The 17,954-nt window shown below is 61.2% G+C and carries 15 protein-coding genes; 6 read left to right on the top strand and 9 right to left on the bottom strand.

Annotated features, from left to right (window positions below; all coding sequences use genetic code 11):
* Positions 1–114 precede the first annotated feature (114 nt).
* From WH299_RS24690 to WH299_RS24680, 3 genes are all read right to left on the bottom strand, one after another.
* Entirely contained in the window at positions 115–2,064 is a 1,950-nt protein-coding gene (locus WH299_RS24690) for a DNA topoisomerase III (protein WP_339551554.1), read from the bottom strand.
* 133 nt (positions 2,065–2,197) lie between these two features.
* Positions 2,198–3,823: an MFS transporter gene (locus WH299_RS24685; protein ID WP_028619603.1), complete on the bottom strand. Its 1,626-nt coding sequence runs from the start codon at positions 3,821–3,823 to the stop codon at positions 2,198–2,200.
* Positions 3,824–3,888: 65 nt separating this feature from the next.
* Positions 3,889–5,535: a GMC family oxidoreductase gene (locus WH299_RS24680; RefSeq protein ID WP_339551553.1), complete on the bottom strand. Its 1,647-nt coding sequence runs from the start codon at positions 5,533–5,535 to the stop codon at positions 3,889–3,891.
* 314 nt (positions 5,536–5,849) lie between these two features.
* On the opposite strand from WH299_RS24680, the gene WH299_RS24675 reads away from it, so the two are divergent.
* On the top strand, positions 5,850–6,740 hold the full coding sequence (locus WH299_RS24675; RefSeq protein WP_123474216.1) for a LysR family transcriptional regulator: 891 nt from the start codon (positions 5,850–5,852) through the stop codon (positions 6,738–6,740).
* A 24-nt stretch (positions 6,741–6,764) separates the two neighbouring features.
* On the opposite strand, the gene WH299_RS24670 is transcribed toward WH299_RS24675, so the two are convergent.
* From WH299_RS24670 to WH299_RS24655, 4 genes are all read right to left on the bottom strand, one after another.
* The gene (locus WH299_RS24670) at positions 6,765–8,624 is read right to left on the bottom strand and encodes a DUF3857 domain-containing transglutaminase family protein (RefSeq protein WP_339551552.1); all 1,860 of its coding nucleotides are present in this window, start codon (positions 8,622–8,624) and stop codon (positions 6,765–6,767) included.
* Positions 8,625–8,771: 147 nt separating this feature from the next.
* The gene (locus tag WH299_RS24665) at positions 8,772–9,872 is read right to left on the bottom strand and encodes a DNA alkylation repair protein (protein WP_339551550.1); all 1,101 of its coding nucleotides are present in this window, start codon (positions 9,870–9,872) and stop codon (positions 8,772–8,774) included.
* Positions 9,873–9,906: 34 nt separating this feature from the next.
* Entirely contained in the window at positions 9,907–11,253 is a 1,347-nt protein-coding gene (locus WH299_RS24660; protein ID WP_323625217.1) for a glutamine synthetase family protein, read from the bottom strand.
* Between the two features lie 11 nt (positions 11,254–11,264).
* Complete coding sequence (locus WH299_RS24655) at positions 11,265–11,822, bottom strand: helix-turn-helix domain-containing protein (RefSeq protein WP_339551547.1); 558 nt, start codon at positions 11,820–11,822, stop codon at positions 11,265–11,267.
* Between WH299_RS24655 and WH299_RS24650 the strand changes: the two genes are divergently transcribed.
* The 3 genes from WH299_RS24650 to WH299_RS24640 all read left to right on the top strand — a co-directional run bounded on the left by WH299_RS24650 (position 11,821) and on the right by WH299_RS24640 (position 13,956).
* Entirely contained in the window at positions 11,821–12,237 is a 417-nt protein-coding gene (locus WH299_RS24650; RefSeq protein ID WP_323625216.1) for a nuclear transport factor 2 family protein, read from the top strand. The genes WH299_RS24655 and WH299_RS24650 overlap by 2 nt on opposite strands.
* 140 nt (positions 12,238–12,377) lie before the next feature.
* The gene (locus WH299_RS24645) at positions 12,378–12,686 is read left to right on the top strand and encodes an RcnB family protein (protein ID WP_323625215.1); all 309 of its coding nucleotides are present in this window, start codon (positions 12,378–12,380) and stop codon (positions 12,684–12,686) included.
* Between the two features lie 76 nt (positions 12,687–12,762).
* On the top strand, positions 12,763–13,956 hold the full coding sequence (locus WH299_RS24640) for an MFS transporter (RefSeq protein WP_339551545.1): 1,194 nt from the start codon (positions 12,763–12,765) through the stop codon (positions 13,954–13,956).
* Here the strand turns inward: WH299_RS24640 and WH299_RS24635 are convergent.
* The gene (locus WH299_RS24635) at positions 13,919–14,191 is read right to left on the bottom strand and encodes a DUF1652 domain-containing protein (protein WP_028619612.1); all 273 of its coding nucleotides are present in this window, start codon (positions 14,189–14,191) and stop codon (positions 13,919–13,921) included. The genes WH299_RS24640 and WH299_RS24635 overlap by 38 nt on opposite strands.
* 100 nt (positions 14,192–14,291) lie before the next feature.
* Entirely contained in the window at positions 14,292–15,788 is a 1,497-nt protein-coding gene (locus WH299_RS24630) for a helix-turn-helix transcriptional regulator (RefSeq protein ID WP_339551543.1), read from the bottom strand.
* A gap of 173 nt (positions 15,789–15,961) precedes the next feature.
* Between WH299_RS24630 and WH299_RS24625 the strand changes: the two genes are divergently transcribed.
* Positions 15,962–16,930 carry a hypothetical protein gene (locus tag WH299_RS24625; RefSeq protein WP_126571238.1) on the top strand — a complete coding sequence of 323 codons (969 nt, stop codon included), beginning with the start codon at positions 15,962–15,964 and terminating at the stop codon, positions 16,928–16,930.
* 85 nt (positions 16,931–17,015) lie between these two features.
* Positions 17,016–17,819 (top strand): AraC family transcriptional regulator, encoded by an 804-nt coding sequence (locus tag WH299_RS24620; RefSeq protein WP_122724295.1) that lies wholly within the window; start codon positions 17,016–17,018, stop codon positions 17,817–17,819.
* Positions 17,820–17,954 lie beyond the last annotated feature (135 nt).

Below are 17,954 nucleotides of genomic sequence, written 5' to 3'. Positions count from 1 at the left end.
TTTTGTTAATTAGTCAGGCTCCCCTTACAGAATCCTAGACGGCCCGCGCGGCGGCAAGGTCCAAAGCGGCGTTAAACCCGTCGAAAAACGTCATTCGCCGGTTTTTTTCGCGATTTACCCCGCAGTAGTCGGCTTTTTCGTCCGTTTAGGGCTGGCTGCAGTCTTGCGTGGCGCGCTCTTGCGTTTCTTTTTCCACGGCGCGGCGCCTCGGCCCGCCGGGCTGGCGGGGCCGGTGATGGTCATGCGCATGCCATTGCAGCGTGCCACTTGCTTGCTCATCCAGGCCGCCTGTTTGGCCACGAATTCCTCCAGGCTCATTTCACCGCTTTGCACCATATCCAGCGCCTGCTCCCAGATCGCCGTGGTGCCGGGGTCTGCGATAGCGCGGGGCACGGCGTCGATCAGGCTGAACGCTGCCGGGGTGGCCGACAGCGCCTTACCGTTCTTCACCAGGTAGCCACGGTCCAACAGGCCCTGGATGATGCCGGCGCGGGTGGCTTCGGTGCCGATGCCGGTGGTGTCCTTGAGCTTTTGCTTGAGCAGCGGGTCTTCCACCAGCTTGGCGACGTTTTTCATCGCCTTGATCAGGTCGCCTTCGGTAAAGGGCTTGGGTGGTTGGGTCCACAGGTCCTTGAGGTTGACCTTGGCCACGGCATAGTCCTGGCCCTGTACCAATGCCGGCAACGCTTGTGGGGCTGGCGCTTCACGCCCTTTGGCTGGCGCCAAGGCTTCGGGCAGGGCGCGTTTCCAGCCCGGGTCGATCACCACTTTGCCCACCGCGCGCAACGCTTGCCCCGCGCAGTCGAAATCCGCCTGGGTGCGGTCGTATTCATGGTTGGGCAGGAACTGCGCCAGGTAGCGTGCACGAATCAAGGTGTAGACCGCACGGTGCTTGCCGGTGAGTTGCCCCACATCCTTGCCGGCGCCGGTCGGGATGATGCCGTGGTGGGCACTGACCTTGGCGTCATTCCACGCCCGCGAGCGACGCTGCGGGTCGATATGCGGCATCAATTCGTTCACCGCAGTATCGGCGCGCGCGATGGCAGCAAGAATCTTCGGCGCGTCGCTGTGCTGGCTCAGAGGCAGGTAGCCGCAATCACTGCGAGGGTAGGTGATGACTTTATGGGTTTCATACAGCGACTGGGCGATATCCAGGGTTTCTTGGGCACCAAGGCCGAGCTTCTTGGAACAGATTTCTTGCAGGGTGCCGAGATCGAATGGCAGGGGCGCGACTTCACGCATGCGTTCGGTGCGCAGTTTTACCAGCCTTGCGGTGGCGGCGTTGCCCATGGCGTCGGCAGCGTCTCGTGCCAGTTGCGGGTTGAGGCACCGGCCCTGGTCATCACAGGCATCCTCGGCCGCACGCCACTGGGCGGTGAACGTCATGCGTTCGTGGCGCAGGTCGACATCGATGGCCCAGTACGCCACCGGCACAAAATCGGCAATGCTGCGGTCGCGGTCCACCACCAGGCGCAAGGTCGGCGTTTGCACCCGTCCCACGGGCAACACGCCTTGGTAACCGGATTGGCGCCCCAACAAGGTAAACAGGCGACTCATGTTCATGCCGATAAGCCAGTCGGCGCGGGAACGGCCCAGGGCCGAGTGGTACAGGCTGAAGGTCTCGGCGCCGGGCTTGAGGGTTGCCAGGGCCTTTCGGATGGAGGCGTCGTCCAGCGCCGACAGCCACAGTCGCTGGATCGGCCCGCGATAGCGGCAATGTTCCACCAGCTCGCGGGCGATCATCTCGCCTTCGCGATCGGCGTCGGTGGCGATCACCAGTTCTTGAGCCTCTCCCAGCAAACGCTTGACCGCCTTGAACTGGCTGGCGGTCTTGGGCTTGACGCGCATCTTCCATTTTTCCGGGACGATGGGCAGGTCGGCCAGCACCCAGCGTTTGTACTTTTCGTCGTAAGCGTCGGGCGGCGCGGTTTCCAGCAGGTGGCCGATGCACCAGGTAACCGTGACGCCATTGCCCAGCCAGCAGCCATCGCCTCTGCGACTGGCGCCGAGTACGGCCGCAATATCCTTGGCCTGGGAAGGTTTTTCACAGAGGTACAGCCGCATGCTCAGCCCGTTCGTTACGCCATTGAATGAAGAGCAGAATGGGCAAAAGAAGGGATTTGATCAACTATTATCTGTATGGATATACAGCAATTTGTGTGCGCCCCCGTCCGGCAAGGGAAAGGGGCGCCTTCAGTCAGTTGTTATCAATATCCACATGCCGCGTTTCTTTGAGGCAGAACAGCCCCACGATCAGGCTCACCCCGGTCACCACCACCGGATACCACAGGCCGTAGAAGATATCGCCGGTGTACACCACCAGCGCGAACGACACGGTCGGCAGGAACCCGCCAAACCATCCGTTACCGATGTGGTAGGGCAGGGACATCGAGGTGTAGCGGATGCGGGTCGGAAACAACTCCACCATCAACGCAGCCAGGGGGCCGTAGCACATGGCGGCAATCAGGATCAGCGCCACGATCAGCACCACCACCATGGTCTTGTTGACCTGGGCCACATCTGCCGATGACGGATAACCGGCCAGGGTCACGGCGCCACGCAGGGCTTTTTCGTCAAACCCGTCGATGCGTACGTCACCTACGCTCACCTGCACCGGGCTGCCGGCCGGTGCGGCGGCGCTGCTGTAGGGCAGGCCCTGCTTGACCAGGAAGGTCTTGACCTTGTCGCACGGGCTGTCGAATTTGGCCTTGCCCACCGGATCGAACTGGAAGGTGCAGGTCGCCGGGTCGGCCAACACGGTGATCGGGGCCTGGTGACTGGCCTGGTCCATCGCCGGGTTGGTGTAGTGCGCCAGGCTCTTGAAGATCGGGAAGTACAGCGCGGTCGCCAGCAGCAGGCCGAGCATCAGCACCGGCTTGCGGCCCACCTTGTCTGACAGCCAGCCGAAGAAGATAAAGAACGGCGCGCCGATCACCACGCTGATGATCAGCAGCATGTTGGCCAGGGCCGGGTCCATTTTCAGGAACTGGGTGAGGAAGAACAGCACATAGAACTGCGCCGCGTAGAAGGTCACCGCCTGGCCGCCGTTGATGCTGAACAGGGCGATCAGCACGATCTTGAGGTTTTCCCATTTACCAAACGAGTCGCGGATCGGCGACTTGCTGGACTTGCCTTCCTCTTTCATTTTCAGGAACGCCGGCGACTCATGCAGGCTCATGCGAATCCAGGTGGAAATACCCAGCAGCACGATGGAGAACAGGAACGGAATGCGCCAGCCCCACACTTCGAACTGGTCACCGGTGAAGTAACGGCAGGCCAGCACCACCAGCAGTGACAGCAGCAGGCCGAGGGTCGCGGTGGATTGAATCCAACTGGTGTGGAAGCCGCGTTTGCCGGCTGGCGCATGTTCCGCCACGTAGGTCGCTGCGCCGCCGTATTCACCGCCCAGCGCCAGGCCTTGCAGCATGCGCAGCACGATCAGGATGATCGGTGCCGCAATGCCGATGCTGGCGTAGGTCGGCAACAGCCCGACACAGAAAGTCGCCACGCCCATCAAGATGATAGTGACGAGGAAGGTGTATTTGCGCCCGATCATGTCGCCCAAGCGGCCAAACACCAGCGCGCCGAACGGTCGCACCACAAAGCCGGCGGCAAAGGCCATCAAGGCAAAGATGAACGCCGTGGTGTCGTTGACCCCAGCAAAGAACTGCTTGCTGATCACCGCCGCGAGGGCGCCGTAGAGGAAGAAGTCATACCATTCGAACACCGTCCCCAGGGACGAGGCGAAGATGACCTTCTTTGAGTCGTTGCGGGTGATGACGGTGTTGACCGCCGAACCCAGGGGTTGAGCATGTTCTGACATCGGGTAGCCCTCACAGTGATTATTTATTGTTGTTCCACTGTCGGCGCCAGGTCTGGCGCCGCTATTCAGATTGCATGAACCAGTTCTTTCTCCGGGGCGAGACTCCTTGTATTCGGCGAAAGGATCAGCTGCACGGCCTTCTCCGCGATCATCAGCGTAGGTGAACAGGTGTTGCCGGACGTGATGCGCGGCATGACCGACGCATCGGCAATGCGCAAGCCAGGCACGCCATGCACCCGCAGTTGCGCATCCACCACCGCGTCTTTATCGCTGCCCATGCGGCATGTGCCAACCGGATGAAAGATAGTAGTACCGATACGCGCGGCGGCTTCATGCAATTCGTCTTCGGTTTGCAGCGAATCGCCTGGCAGGTATTCCACTGGCTTGAACTGGCTCAGCGCCGGGGCGGCGACGATACGGCGTGTCAGGCGGATCGCATCAGCGGCCACCCGCAAATCTTCCGGATGGCTGAGGTAATTGGGGCGGATCAGCGGTGCATCCGCCGGGTTGGCCGAGCGAATGTCGATGCGTCCGCGACTTTGCGGGCGCAAGTCGCAGACCGATGCGGTAAACGCCGGGAATGCGTGCAGCGGTTCGCCGAAACGCTCAAGTGACAGCGGCTGCACGTGGTATTCGAGGTTGGCCGAGGTCTGTTCCGGACCCGAGCGGGCAAATGCGCCGAGCTGGCTGGGCGCCATCGACAATGGGCCGCTGCGGTCATACAGGTAGCGCAGGCCCATGCCCATCTTGCCCCATAGCGTGCCGGCGATCTGGTTGAGGGTGCGGGCGTTTTCCAGTTTGTAGATCAGCCGCAGTTGCAGGTGGTCCTGCAAGTTGCCACCAACGCCCGGCAGTTCGTGCAGTACGTCGATGCCCAAGGGGTTGAGCACACTGGATGGACCGATTCCCGAACGCTGCAAGATGCCTGGCGACCCCACGGAGCCGGCGCACAGGACGATCTCCTTGCGTGCCTTCCAACTCAGTTGCTGGCCCTGCTGGCGTCCGATTACCTGGGAGGCGCGGCCGTTTTCCAGCAGTACGCGGTCGACCTCCACTTCGGTCAATACTGTCAGGTTGGGGCGTTGACGGACCGGCTTGAGGAACGCCTTGGCCGCATTCCAGCGCACGCCGGCCTTCTGGTTGACCTGGAAGTAGCCGCAGCCTTCATTGTCGCCCTGGTTGAAGTCATTGATGTTGGCAATACCACTTTGCGCGGCCGCATCACGGAAGGCATCGAGGATCGGCCAGTGCAGGCGTTGCTGTTCGACGCGCCATTCACCGCCATCGCTATGGAACTCCGAGCCACCGGCAAAGTGGTTTTCACTCTGCTTGAACAGCGGCAGCACGTCTTTCCAGGCCCAGCCCGCGTTGCCTTCTGCGGCCCAGCCGTCGTAATCCTGAGCCTGGCCGCGCATGTAGATCATGCCGTTGATGGAGGAGCAACCGCCCAGCACCTTGCCCCGTGGGTAACTCAGCGCACGGCCTTGCAGGCCTTCCTGGGCTTCGGTCTTGAAACACCAGTCGGTGCGTGGGTTGCCGATGCAGAACAGGTAGCCGACGGGAATGTGGATCCAGGGGTAGTTGTCACGGCCGCCGGCTTCAAGCAGCAGCACGCGGTGGGCAGGGTTGGCGGACAGTCGATTGGCCAGTAGGCAGCCCGCGGGGCCGGCGCCTACGACGATGTAATCGTATTCAGCAGTTGCAATGGGCATCTGAGGCCTCGCTTGTTTTTCTTATTGGCTCCATCCTAGTTGTTAGTTTTCGTCTTAAAAATGTTAGTTTTTACCCAGCTGCTGTGCGTTTTTAAACAACGCCACGCAAAAACCGATTGCACATAATTTCCTGTAGTGAGCGAGCTTGCTCGCGTTGGGCTGCGAAGCGGCCCCACCCAGGCAAACGCGGTCGTCAGATACAGCGTAGTCGTGGCGACAAGGGGCTGCTGCGCACCCCAGCGCGAGCAAGCTCGCTCACGACAGGTAATGAGCAAGGCTTTAGTCAGTAATCATGCCCAAGGGAGTAAGGCGTCATGTTCGACTGGAACGACCTGCGGTATTTTCTGGAGCTGCAGCGCAGCGGCCGCTTGCTCACCGCCGCGCAACGTCTGAAAACCACGCATGCCACCGTGGCCCGGCATATCGAGGCGATCGAGAAAAGCCTCGGCACCGCGCTGTTCGTGCAGCATGCCCAGGGCTACGAACTGACGCCGGCCGGCGAAGCGCTGCTCAAGCACGCCGAAGCCATGGAAAACGTCGCGCTGTTGGCCGAAGACGAACTGACCCACTCCGCCGCGCCCTTGGGCAAGATCCGCCTCGGCGTGGCCGAAGGCTTGGGCGTGATGTTCCTGGCCAGTCGCATGGGTGGGCTATTTGATCGCTACCCCGGACTGGAAGTAGAATTGGTGGCGGTGCCACGCTTTGTCAGCATTCTCAACCGCGAAGCGGAGATCAGCATCCACCTCGAACGCCCCAGCGTCGATCAACTGGTCACCCGCAAACTCACCGACTACCGCCTGGCCCTCTACGCCAGCCGTGCCTATCTGGACCGCAACCCACCGATCGAAAAGCGCGAAGACCTCGCCGCGCACGCGTGGATCGATTACGTGGACGACTTGCTGTTCAGCCAGGAACTCAAATTCCTCAGCAGCTTCTGCCGCAACCCCAAGGTGGTGTTCCACAGCACTAGCGTGATTGCCCAGCACCAAGCCGCGCGCTCCGGGTTGGGGATTGCGGTGCTGCCGTGCTTCATGGCGTCGGGCGATCCGGACTTGGTGCCATTGCTGCCGGGTGAGGGAATCCAGCGCAGCTACTGGATCAGTTCGCGCCGGGAGTTGCACAAGTCGGTGCGGCTGCGGGTGTTGTGGGATTACGTGGTGGAGTTGTGCGCGCGGGAGCAGGGGTTGTTGTTGGGCGAGGCCTGATGCCAGGCCTGCCCAACAGAGGGGTTAGAGTTTCACCACCTGATGCACCTGCTCCGCGCAAGCCCGTGCATCCTCAATCATTTTCCCGAACGCCTTGCTGACAATCTCATCACGGCTCAACCAACGCACCTTCTGGCTCAGGCGATAGTGATAACGCAGCCCGCCATTCTCCTGCGAACCCTGCAGGTCCAAGTCATACCACGGCGAACGCACCTGGCAACCCGGGATGGTTTTTTCCATCCGCCCGCCGCTCAGGGTGATGCTGTAGTCATGGGTTTGCGGGTTGCCCAGATCAAGCTCGGCCTGCTGCCCTTGGCGGCGGTAGTTGATAAAACCATCCCAACGACTCTTGAGCGATTCATCGCTATATACGTAGTCATTCGCCAGCTTTTCCAGTGCACGCTGATCATTCATTTTGGCCGTGACGGTATAGCCGTCATGCACCACAAAGCCGGTGGCCGGGCGGGTGATCTGGCAGTCGCTGATCTCGTTGCCGAAGTTGGCGCAGATGTCCTGGTCGGTGGCGGTGCTGCCTTGCTGGCGGTCGGCGACGCTCAGTTGCATCAGCGGCAGGCGACTGAAGGTGATCGTGGCCTGGGTCGCGCCGTTGCCTTGTTTGTCGTAGTGCACCTGTTTGTCCAGGCGCAGGGTGGTTTCGGGGCGTTCCAGCGGGATATGTTCCTCGCGCACCTGACCCTGGGCGTCGTTGACCAGCACCCAGCGGTCCTGGATATCGGGCATGACCTGGCCGGGGGCGAACACCGGGTTGGTCGGGTCGAGCCACCACACCTGGCCGTCCACTTCGGCGCGCACGATGGCGTGGTTCGGCGCCTGGGTGCCGGGGATCAGTAGCGACTCGACCACATCGCCCCGGCTGACCCAGGCGGTCTCGGCCTTGATGCCACTGGCCTTGAGCAAGGCGGTCAGCAGGATTGCCAGGTCCTTGCAGTCGCCATAACCGTGTTGTTCGATTTCAGCGAGGTTGAAGGGCACGTAGCCGCGCTCTGTCGCCCGCCAATCACCCAGGTAGCGATAGTGATCGTTGATGTGCTGCATCAATGCCGCGATCTGTTCGGCCGGCGCCAAACCGCGCACGGCAACCACGGCGGCAGCAGCTTGTGGCGGCAGGTTGGCACCGAGGATCTGGTTGTAGCGCTGCGCGAACGCCCCGAAGTACGCCTGGCGCTCCAGGGCGCTGCCCATCTCGATCCGTGGGATGCGCAGCAACGCGGCGTTGGAGGCTTCGTTGATGTAGTTGAGGTAGGTCGGAGCCTTTTGCACCACGTCCAGGGTCTTGCCATTCTGCGACGGCGTTACGCTGAAACCCTCGAACAGTTCGCTGCGCCACTGGATGGGGCGCTCGGCAGTAAAACGCGCCTTGAACCGGTCGCGCCGCGCCGGGCTGGCGCCGAATTTGAGTACGTAGTGAAACTGGGTCATCAAGGGTTTGGCGGCGTGGTGCTCGCGCACGGTGTAGCGAATCTGCGTGCCGACGCGCAGGTTGGGGAAGGCCAGCGAGGTCTGTTTGTTGCGGCTGAAGCCCTGGTCCGGATTGGGCGCGGTGCGGGTGTCGATCTGCGTCGCATCCAGCGCCACTGGCTTGGCGCCTGGCTGGGTGGACTGCGCGCTGATCACTTCAAAGGTGTCGCCTTCGGAATAATCAAAGTCGATGCGCGAGAGCATTTCGCGGCCGCTCGGCTTGAGGATCGTATAGCGGTAGGTGGTGGTGCAGTCGGTACTGGCGTCGCGGTTGAAGTGGCAGTGCAGCTCGGTGTCGCTGGCCAGTGGTGCTTCGGCCAGGGGTTGCAGCGCGGCAAACACGCCAGGAGCAACAAGCCCCAGGCTGATGGCAATCAGGGGGCGGTGAAACGAAAAACGGTACATGGGCGCCTCGGGTGACACATTGAAACAGCTACCCGGTGGGTAGCGAGAAGGCGCTGGATGATAATGGATCGCAACTGAGAAAGCCAGGATTGTTCGACAATTTATGTGGCTGAAAGGCCCGTTCTAGAGCCTTTTCTTTGATTTGTGTCAGTCGTTTCGCAGTTCGAAGTCGGCGCTGGCAAGCCTCTCGCCGTTGATCAGCACATGGACGACATGCTTGCCGGGGTAATGCTTACGCGTGGTCAACTCGCGGATATGTTGCTCACGTCGGATGCTGTGAAGTTCGCCAGCGCCGAGGGTAAACGCCTTGAGCTTGAACACCTTTGCGGCACTGTGGCCGGCGCTTTTTACGTAGTCGATGGCGTAGTCCACCACCAGTTTCTGTGGGGTAGTGGCGGTGGACTCCAGGCTGAACGACAGGTTGATGCGGTCGCCCAGGTTGATCACCGCCGGCGTGACCTGTAGGTGGTGGATCTTCACCTCGGCCTTGGCACCCGCACCCATGATCGTCAGCGCGCGGGTGTTGCCTTGCTTGATCAGGCTGCGCAGGGCGTGGCGGGCGATCCACGCGGTGTGCGGGTTATCCAGGTTCCAGCCTTCGATCAGACTGAGCACCCAGTCCGGGTGGTCCTTGGTGATGTCGTTGAGGTGGTTGGCCACGGACTTGCGTACGTAGAGGCTGTTATCGGCCTTGAGGTTGTCGAGGATCGATGCGCACAGCTCGGGGTTGGCCTGCACTTCGGCCAGCCGGAATGACCAAGGCAGGCGTGGACGTGAACCTTCGCTGGCCAGGCGGCGCACGTGTTCGTTGTCATCCAGCGACCAGGCTTGCATCACCGCCAGCGTGCGCGGGAAGTCGTGCAGCAGAAAGTGGCGGATGGCGAATTCGGCGGAACCAAAGGTGGTGAAGTATTTAAGAGCAGCCATGGAGCGCTTGAAGTCGTGCAACCCGTAACTTGCCACGAAATGCGGCAGGAACAGGCTGACAAACGCGTTGTTCAGGCGCGGTGCCAGGGCCTGCAGCAGCTTGAGGGTCTGCGGATAATCCAGCGGGATCACCGTGTGCAGGCTTTCGCTGACCCGCGCCATGCGCTGCATCACCGACAACTCGGCCAACCCGGCCTTGGCGTGCTTGAGGAAGCCCTTGGCGTCGAACGCCGGGTACACCGCTGTCATTTCATCGGCGATGTGTTGCAGGCGTTCGACGTTGAAGATTTCCTTGAGGGCCGGGGCGCTTTGGTCGGTCATCGGTGATTCCGGTGGCGGTTAGAGAAAGTGGCGGTTAGAGAAACCAGCGGTATTCCCGCGCGTTGATCTCTTGTTGGAAGGCCAAGTGATCCTGGCGTTTGTTTTCGCAGTACACGTCGACAAATTCGGCGCCCAGCTTATCGCGCAATACCGGTTGGTGCTGCATGGCACGTACCGCGTCGAGCATTTCCAGTGGGAAGTCGGTGCCACTGCTGCGATCTTCGTTCAGCGGGGCGATAGGTTCGCGCTTGGCTTCCAGGCCGTGCTCCAGGCCGACGAGGATCGCCGCCAGCACCAGGTACGGGTTGGCATCGGCACTGGCCAGCCGGTGCTCGATGCGCAGGTTGCGTGGGTCGGACTCGGGAATGCGAACGCACGCGTCACGGTCTTCAAAGCCCCAGCTGGCACGGGTGGCGGCGTTGACCGTACCGCCCAGGCGGCGAAAGGCGTTGTGGTTGGGCGAGAAGATCGGCATGCAATGGGGCAACAATTCCAGGCAGCCGGCCACAGCGTGCCGCAGCGGTTGCTGCTGGTGCGCCGCCAGCAGGTTATTGCCAGCGCCGTCATACAGGCTGACATGCACATGCATGCCGCTGCCGGGGTATTGCAGGTACGGCTTGGCCATGAAGCTGGCGCGGTAACCGTGCTTGAGCGCCACGCCACGGGTGCTGCGGCAGAACAGGGCGGCCCAGTCGGCGGCGCGCATGCCATCGTCGAGGTGGCCGAAGTTGATCTCGAACTGGCCGGGGCCGATCTCGGCAGTGATCACCGTGATGTCGATGCCCTGGTCCTTGGCAGTTTGCGCCATGTCGTCTAGCACATCGCCGAAGCGCGACAGCCGTTCGATATGCAAGTTGGGCTGGTCGTCGGGGTCATCGCTCAGTGGGTCACGGGCGAATTGCGGCAGGCCGTTGTCGAGCTTTTTGTCGAACAGGTAGAACTCCAGTTCAAACGCCACCACCGGGTGGATGCCCTTGTGCTGGAGGCGCTCGAGCACCTTGGCCAGCACTTCTCGGGGTTCGAATTCGATGGGCGCTTCGGTGCCGTCCGAGGTGATCAGCATCTGGCCGAGGGGCTGCGACTCCCAGCTCACTGGCTTGAGCGTGCCTGGCACCAGGCGGCGGTTGGCATCCGGGTCGCCGTCGTTGAAGCAGTAATCACCAATCTTGAACAGACCGCCCTGAACCCCCAGCAGCACGGCGTTCTGCGGTAGCTTCAGCGGGCTGCCGGCGGCGACTTTTTCCAGCATCTCGATGGGGTAGCGCTTGCCGTAGAAGTGCCCGGGAATGTCCAGGGCGATCAGGTCGACGTAGCGCACATCGGGATGGTTCTGGCGAAAGGTCCGTACTTCGGCCAGTAACGTGGAGGCATGGCTTTTCACGGGTGCAACTCCTAGTTGTAAACCCACAACACGCGGGCGGGCAGGTCGGTCAGGTTGGCGTAGCGGCAATGGGCGAAGCTGGCCAGGTGAAAGCTGTCGCCTGGGCCGAGGGTGACCGAGTCGGCCTCACCCTCGACCCACAGGGTCAACTCGCCTTCCAGCACAAAACCGGCTTGTTCGGCGCGGTCACTCATGGTTTGTTCGCCGCTGTTGGCACCGGGGGCCAACAGGCTGTCGAGCATCGAAAAGGCGCCATTCATGCTCGGTGAGACGAGGATGTCGGTGATGCCATTGGCGTAATACACCGTGCGCCGCTCGTTGGGGCGGGTGATCCAGTCCACGGCCTTGGCTTTGGGCTGGCTGTAGAAATAGGTGGTGGGTACGTCGAGGGCGTGGCTGATGGCGGTCAAATCCGCCACGGTTGGGCGTGACAAACCGCGCTCGACCTGGGACAGGAAACCCACCGAACGCTCGATTTTTTTCGCCAACTGCGCGAGGGTGAGCTTCTTGTGCTTGCGCAGGTCGTGAATGAGTGCGGCGAGGGTGGCGAGTTCTTCTTGTGGGGTCATGAAATTTATTTCGATAAATTTCATGAAAAATTACATGATTTGTTTCATGGGGGCAATGAGCATGGATTTACACGCGCACTTGTTCGGGCTGGAACAGGCACTACAGCAAAGCACGACCCGTTCGGATACAAGGCAATTGGAACGATTGCTGGCCGATGATTTTGTTGAGTTCGGCGCCAGCGGCCATGTGTGGGGCAGCAAGGCCGAGGTCATCGACGGGCTGCAGGATGAGGTGTTTTCTGCGCGCAGCATGACCGAGTTCGTGGTGAAAATGCTGAGCGAGCATGTAGCGTTGGTAACCTATCGCTGCCACCGGAGCGGAGTCGGGACCTCGTTGCGCAGCTCGGTATGGCGGGCAGAAGAAGGGCAGTGGCAGATGGTGTTCCATCAAGGCACACCCTTGGCAGTTGATTAGCCATTGCTGTGGCGAGGGGGCTTGTTCCCGCTGGGCCATGAAGCGGCCCCAACCCATTGGGGCAGTGAGAGGCCCGATGGAATGATCACGCATCGCAGCGGTCCGAACCTGGGTACGCATCATTCATTGAAGGAGCACCCATGAAAGCCAAATCCCTGATTGCCAGCCTGCTGGTCGCCACAAGCTTGTCCACCGCCAGCTTTATCGTGCAGGCCGGTGACACCCCCCAGGAAACCGTGCAACCTTCGAGCATCAACACCCGCGACCTGAAAGAGGGTGATCGTGCGCCGGACATGCTGATGCGCAAGGAATCGGCCGTCAGCGACTGGAAAAATCGCGGCCTCAAGCAGCCTGAGGAAGACAGCCAATGGACGCGGGTAGGCGATAAATTCGTGCTGCTCAAGACCACCAACGGCACCATTCTCGAGATCACCCCCGTCAAGAAATGACCGTGTCTGCAGTGCCTGCCCTGGGTTAAGGTAACCGGCCATAGATGCCGCGTTACCTTCAACGATCGAGAGCAGGATGCTTGCCACAATAAGAAACTACCCCCGCACCGTAAACCTGCTGCTCTCGGCCACGCTCATGCTGACGCTGGCCAAGGCCATCACCTTTCCCTACCTGGTGATTTACCTTACCCACCGCTTTGCCTTCGACATCACCCAGGTTGGCCTGGTCATCGGCAGCTCGCTGATCGTCGGCTCATTGCTCAGCGTGTATGGCGGTTTCCTTGTCGACCGCATCAACAGCTACCGGCTGTTACTGGGGCTGAGTGCGCTGTTTGTACTGGGCTTTATCGGCACGGTGCTGGTGCAGCATTTCTGGGTGTTCTATGCCTGCCTGATCCTGATCAACCTCGCGTACGCGGTGATCGATATCGCCGTCAAAGCCGGCTTTGCCAGCCTGTTGCCCGAAGAGGCGCGCAGCGAAGTGTTTTCCATCAAGTACACCCTGACCAATGTCGGTTATGCCGTGGGGCCTTTTTTCGGGGCGATGATTGCCCAGTTGGATATCAGCTTGCCGTTCATCCTCTCGGCGCTGTTGGGGTTGGTTTTTTTCCTGCTGTATTGGCGCTGGGGCGACCGTACCCTGACCACCGTGGATGCCACGCAAAAGCCGGTGCCATTCCTCGCCGTCGGCCGGGTGCTCTTACGGGATCACCGTTTGGTCTGCTTCACCCTCGGCGGCGTGCTCAGTGCGGTGGTCTTCGGCCAGTTCACCGCGTGGCTGTCGCAATACCTGGTGACCACCACCACGGCCGAATACACCTACACCGTGGTCAGCGCCGTGCTGAGCACCAACGCGGTGCTGGTGATTGCCCTGCAGTACGTGATCGGGCGGCGTATTTCGCACCGCTACCTGGGCCAATGGCTGATCGCGGGGCTGGGCATGTTTCTGCTGGGAGTCGTCGGGTTCGCGCTGTCCACCAGCGTGTTGTGGTGGGTGCTGGCGATGGCGGTGTTCACGGTGGGGGAGATCATCGTGTTTCCGGCCGAGTACATGTTTATCGACCGCATCGCCCCGGACCACCTGCGCGGCATGTACTACGGGGCGCAGAACCTGTCCAACCTGGGTGCCGCGTTGGGGCCGGTGTTGTGTGGGCTGGTACTGGCCAGCCTGCCGGCCTACTACATGTTCTACATGCTGGGGGCGTTCATCGTCGCGGGCGGGATATTTTATTTCATTGGTGCGTCGTTGAAGGCAAGTCATCCAGCGTGAGCTTGCCCATGGTGTTGCTCTGCAGTTCGTAGCGCAATTCTTCCACCATCTTTTCGACTTCTTGCGGGGTCTGCAGTCGATTGGTGCTGATCCCGGTCACCACCAGGTCCACACGGCCGGTCTCGGCGTCGTAGACCTTGAGGGTCAGGGACGCGTCCCGGCACAGGGTGAATTCACACGTCAGCGGCGACAGGCCTTCTTCGATGCAATTTCGCAGTTGAGAGAGGGTAAACATGCGGGTTCCTTCAGGCATAAGTTCGATGCTTGAAGGTTATGGCGTGCTGCCCGCTGCAATAAGGCGAATTCGCACTAAGTGCACTAGTGCATTTGTACTTTCACGGCCTATTCTTGAGGCGCAATTCACCGGCAAACAGCCCGCGTTCACGGGCCCAGACGATCGCTGCGCTGCGGCTGTGCACACCCAGTTTGGAATACACCGTTGCCACATGGTTACGCACCGTGTTGGGCGCCAGTTTCAAGCGCGAAGCGATCTCCTTGTCAGCCAGGCCTTCGCAGATCAGCCCCAGCACATCTCGCTCTCGGGCGGTGAGGTCGGTGAAGGCGATATTGGGTTGGCTGGGACTGTTGACGCTCTTGGCGTTGGCCAGTTTTTCGATGAGGGTCTGGCTGAACCAGGAGGCGTCCTGCATCACTTCCTCGATGGCCGCCACCAGTTCCAGCTCCGAGCGTTTGCGTTCGGTGATGTTCATCATCACCAGCAGATAGCAGGGCACGTCCTGGATGATCACCGTGTCGGCGGAGACCACGCAGTCGATCACCTCGTTGCCTTTCTTGCGCACCTTGAGGTCCTGGCCGTCGAGGTTGCCGGCTTTTTCCAGGTTGGCGAACAACTGCGCGGCCGCCTGCGGGCTGTCGATAAAGTCGATGTCTTCGATGGATTTGCCGATCAGTTCCTCGCTGATATAGCCGGTGATGCTCATGAAGGCTTCGTTGATGTCCACCACCTGGCGGTTGGCGGCGCTGCACACCAGGGTCGGCACCGGCGTCAGGCGGAACGATTTGGCGAAGCGCTCCTCACTCTGGCGCAGGGCGATTTCCGCCTTTCGGCGCGGCTCCAGGTCCATGAAGGAGAACAGCATGCAGTCCTCTTCGTTCATGTCCAGCGGTTGCCCCGCGACGATCACCAGTTTGCTGCCGCCCTCAGGCAGGCGCAGCTCGGCCTGCATCTGCGGGATGGTCGCACCTTCGCCCAGGCGCTGGATGGCCAGGTCCTTGCGCTCGGCCTGTTCCAGCACGTCCAGCTCATAGACGGATTTACCGATGACCTGGTCGCGGTTGTAGCCGGTCATCTCCAGAAAGCCCTGGTTCACCTTGATGTAACGCAAGTCACTCAGGCGACAGATCACCGCCGGCGCCGGGTTGGCGTTGAAGGTTTTTTCGAAGCGCTGTTCGGCGCTGGCCCATTCGGTGGCGTCGCTGAGGATCAGCACCAGCAATTCCGGCTCACCGTGGGAGTCACTGATCACCAGGCTGCGCAGGCGATGGACCCAGGTTCTGTCGGCGTCCTCGGTCGGGGAAACTTCCACCACCACGTCACTGAACTCTTCGCCAGCGGCGACGCGGGCGAGGGGGTAGTTCTCCAACAGCACCGGGTGGTTGTTGCGATAGCGCAGGGCAAATCGTTCGGCGTAGGCCTGGGTATTGGCACCCAGTGCAGCGACGTCATCGATGCCGTGCATGTTCAGCGCAGCTTCGTTGGCCCAGAGGATGGTTTGGTCGACTTCCGCGAGGATGATGCCGTCGGATACCCCGGAGACAATCTGCTGCAGTTGGCGGCGGTTGGTTTCTTTGGCGAGGACATCCTGGGTCATGGTTTCTCCGGGTTTTAGACGCGTGGAATTACGACACCGGGGCTTCAGGATAGTGCAGACCAATTGCCTGGGGTGGGGTGCAAATGCACTATTCATCCCGGTGCATTTGCGCGGGGACGAGCGGTACTTGGCTCGCCAGACTGAGGCGGTCAATAACGCAAAAAGGATCAATCATGACCCCTGTCTATGAAACCAACCGTTCGCCGTTTCGCGTGTCCTGGAGTGCGGTACTGGCCGGGAGTGCAGTTGCCCTGGTGAGTTACCTGGTGCTGAGTGTGTTGGGCACCGCCATCGGCGCCAGCGCCGTCGACCCCATGCAAGCCGGCAACCCTTTGAGTGGGTTCGGCACGGGCGCCGGGATCTGGCTGTTTGTCTCGACCCTGGTCGCTGTTGGCCTCGGCGCCTTTGTGGCCGGCCGCACGGCCCCTGATCGCGGCGGCCTGCACGGCGTGCTGACCTGGACCCTCACCACGCTGCTCACCACCTGGCTGCTGGCGGGCTTGGCCGCCAGTGTCGTCGGCACCGCCGGCAATGTGGTAGGTAAAGGTCTGTCGGCTGCCGGCAGCGGCATTGCTGCGGTAGCACCGGGCATTGGCGACAGCGTCAAGCAGCAGTTGAACGAGCAGGGCATCCAACTGGACTGGAACAGCCTGCAAGGCGAGCTGGACACCTTGCTCAAGCAAAGTGGCAAGCCTGAACTGGACCCGGCCAACGTCGAACAGAAAACCGACCAGGCCGCTGCCGATGGCAAGCAGTCGGCGACCGCCGCAGCCAGCAACCCTGCCCAGGCTGGCGATGCGCTGAAGCAATGGTTCGAACGCGTCAAGGCTTCCGGTGAGCCCGCGCTGAATGCAGCGGATAAAGACGCATTGGTCAATATCGTTGCGGCCCGCACCGGCAAGAGCAAGGAAGAAGCTACCCAGATCGTCGACAACTACGCCCAGGCCTATCAGCAGGCCATGCAAAAGGTTGATGAACTGAAGCAACAGGCCGAGCAGAAAGCCCGTGAAGCCGGCGAAGTCGCGGCCAAACAGCTCTCCCGTGCGGCCTGGAGCACCTTGGCCATGCTGTTGTTGGGCGCGGCCTTGAGCTTCCTGGTAGGGCGGATGGCCCTGACCACGCGCCGAGTGCCGTTGGCTTAACAATGCTTGCAGCAGGGACGCTGCTTTTCACTGGCACCAAACATGCTAGTGTCGGCATTCCAATACCCACCGGCAGTGCCTGGCGATGCGTGATATCTACAGCGTCTTCAATTCCAATGGCGCCTATGAAACCGGGGCCCATGCCCATGACGAGTTCATGCTCATGGTGCCCGAGCACGGCTTGCTGCGCTTCAAGGACGAAGACAGCGGGCGCAGCACCTCGGTGATCGACCGCCAATTCGTGCTGGTACCGCCGCAATGCAGCCATTCGTCCTCATCACTCACGGCCAGCCAGGGCCACTTGGCGTTCTACGTCGACCCTGACTACATGCGCTACGCCCTGCGTGACCTGTCCGGTGACGCCAATCGCCTGCTGCGCGTGCCCACCCTGGGCATCTGGCAAACCTCCGCGCCGCTGCACCATTTGCTGCTGGCGAAAAAAGCCTTCAGCCAACCCGACCCCTACGTAGATCGCCACCGCCAACTGGCCCAGGCCGATCACCTGTTGTTGCTCGAATGCCTGGCGATCTCCCTTAGCCAGCCGAGCTTGCAACGCTCTTCCACCGAGCGCCATGGCGCCATGTTGGTGCGCGATGTGAAAGCCTACGTGGAAGGCAATCTCGAGCATGCGCCAGGGCTGGATGACATTGCGGCGGTGTTCCATCTGTCCCGCCGACACCTGACCCGCCTGTTTGCGCAGCACACCGGTGAGACGGTGTTGGCCTATGTGCAACGGCTGCGCCTGGAACGGGCGCAAACCCTGCTGCGGCATACACGCCTGTCGGTGCTGGAGATCGCCAACAACGTCGGCTACGAATCGCCATCGCACCTGGCCCATGTGTTCCGCCGGGTGTTGGGCATCTCCCCGGATGAATGGCGCCGTAGCTGACACCAGCACAAACCACAATGCGAAGCGAGCCGTTCTTGATCGTGATCTTGATCTGGCTTTTGATCGGGCTTTTGATCTTAGGCGCCCCGTCAAACACGCTGGCCGGAATTCGACAGGGATTTGGGGGGTAAACCG

The sequence above is a fragment of the Pseudomonas sp. MYb541 genome, from assembly GCF_037479595.1.
GTDB classification, from domain to species: domain Bacteria; phylum Pseudomonadota; class Gammaproteobacteria; order Pseudomonadales; family Pseudomonadaceae; genus Aquipseudomonas; species Aquipseudomonas canadensis.
This window is presented reverse-complemented; position numbering and strand designations above follow the sequence as displayed.

Coding starts and splice junctions, on each gene's coding strand:
- WH299_RS24690 (WP_339551554.1), bottom strand. CDS start 2,064: ATGCGGCTGTACCTCTGTGAAAAACCTTCCCAGGCCAAGGATATTGCG.
- WH299_RS24685 (WP_028619603.1), bottom strand. CDS start 3,823: ATGTCAGAACATGCTCAACCCCTGGGTTCGGCGGTCAACACCGTCATC.
- WH299_RS24680 (WP_339551553.1), bottom strand. CDS start 5,535: ATGCCCATTGCAACTGCTGAATACGATTACATCGTCGTAGGCGCCGGC.
- WH299_RS24675 (WP_123474216.1), top strand. CDS start 5,850: ATGTTCGACTGGAACGACCTGCGGTATTTTCTGGAGCTGCAGCGCAGC.
- WH299_RS24670 (WP_339551552.1), bottom strand. CDS start 8,624: ATGTACCGTTTTTCGTTTCACCGCCCCCTGATTGCCATCAGCCTGGGG.
- WH299_RS24665 (WP_339551550.1), bottom strand. CDS start 9,872: ATGACCGACCAAAGCGCCCCGGCCCTCAAGGAAATCTTCAACGTCGAA.
- WH299_RS24650 (WP_323625216.1), top strand. CDS start 11,821: ATGAAATTTATTTCGATAAATTTCATGAAAAATTACATGATTTGTTTC.
- WH299_RS24655 (WP_339551547.1), bottom strand. CDS start 11,822: ATGACCCCACAAGAAGAACTCGCCACCCTCGCCGCACTCATTCACGAC.
- WH299_RS24645 (WP_323625215.1), top strand. CDS start 12,378: ATGAAAGCCAAATCCCTGATTGCCAGCCTGCTGGTCGCCACAAGCTTG.
- WH299_RS24640 (WP_339551545.1), top strand. CDS start 12,763: ATGCTTGCCACAATAAGAAACTACCCCCGCACCGTAAACCTGCTGCTC.
- WH299_RS24635 (WP_028619612.1), bottom strand. CDS start 14,191: ATGTTTACCCTCTCTCAACTGCGAAATTGCATCGAAGAAGGCCTGTCG.
- WH299_RS24630 (WP_339551543.1), bottom strand. CDS start 15,788: ATGACCCAGGATGTCCTCGCCAAAGAAACCAACCGCCGCCAACTGCAG.
- WH299_RS24625 (WP_126571238.1), top strand. CDS start 15,962: ATGACCCCTGTCTATGAAACCAACCGTTCGCCGTTTCGCGTGTCCTGG.
- WH299_RS24620 (WP_122724295.1), top strand. CDS start 17,016: ATGCGTGATATCTACAGCGTCTTCAATTCCAATGGCGCCTATGAAACC.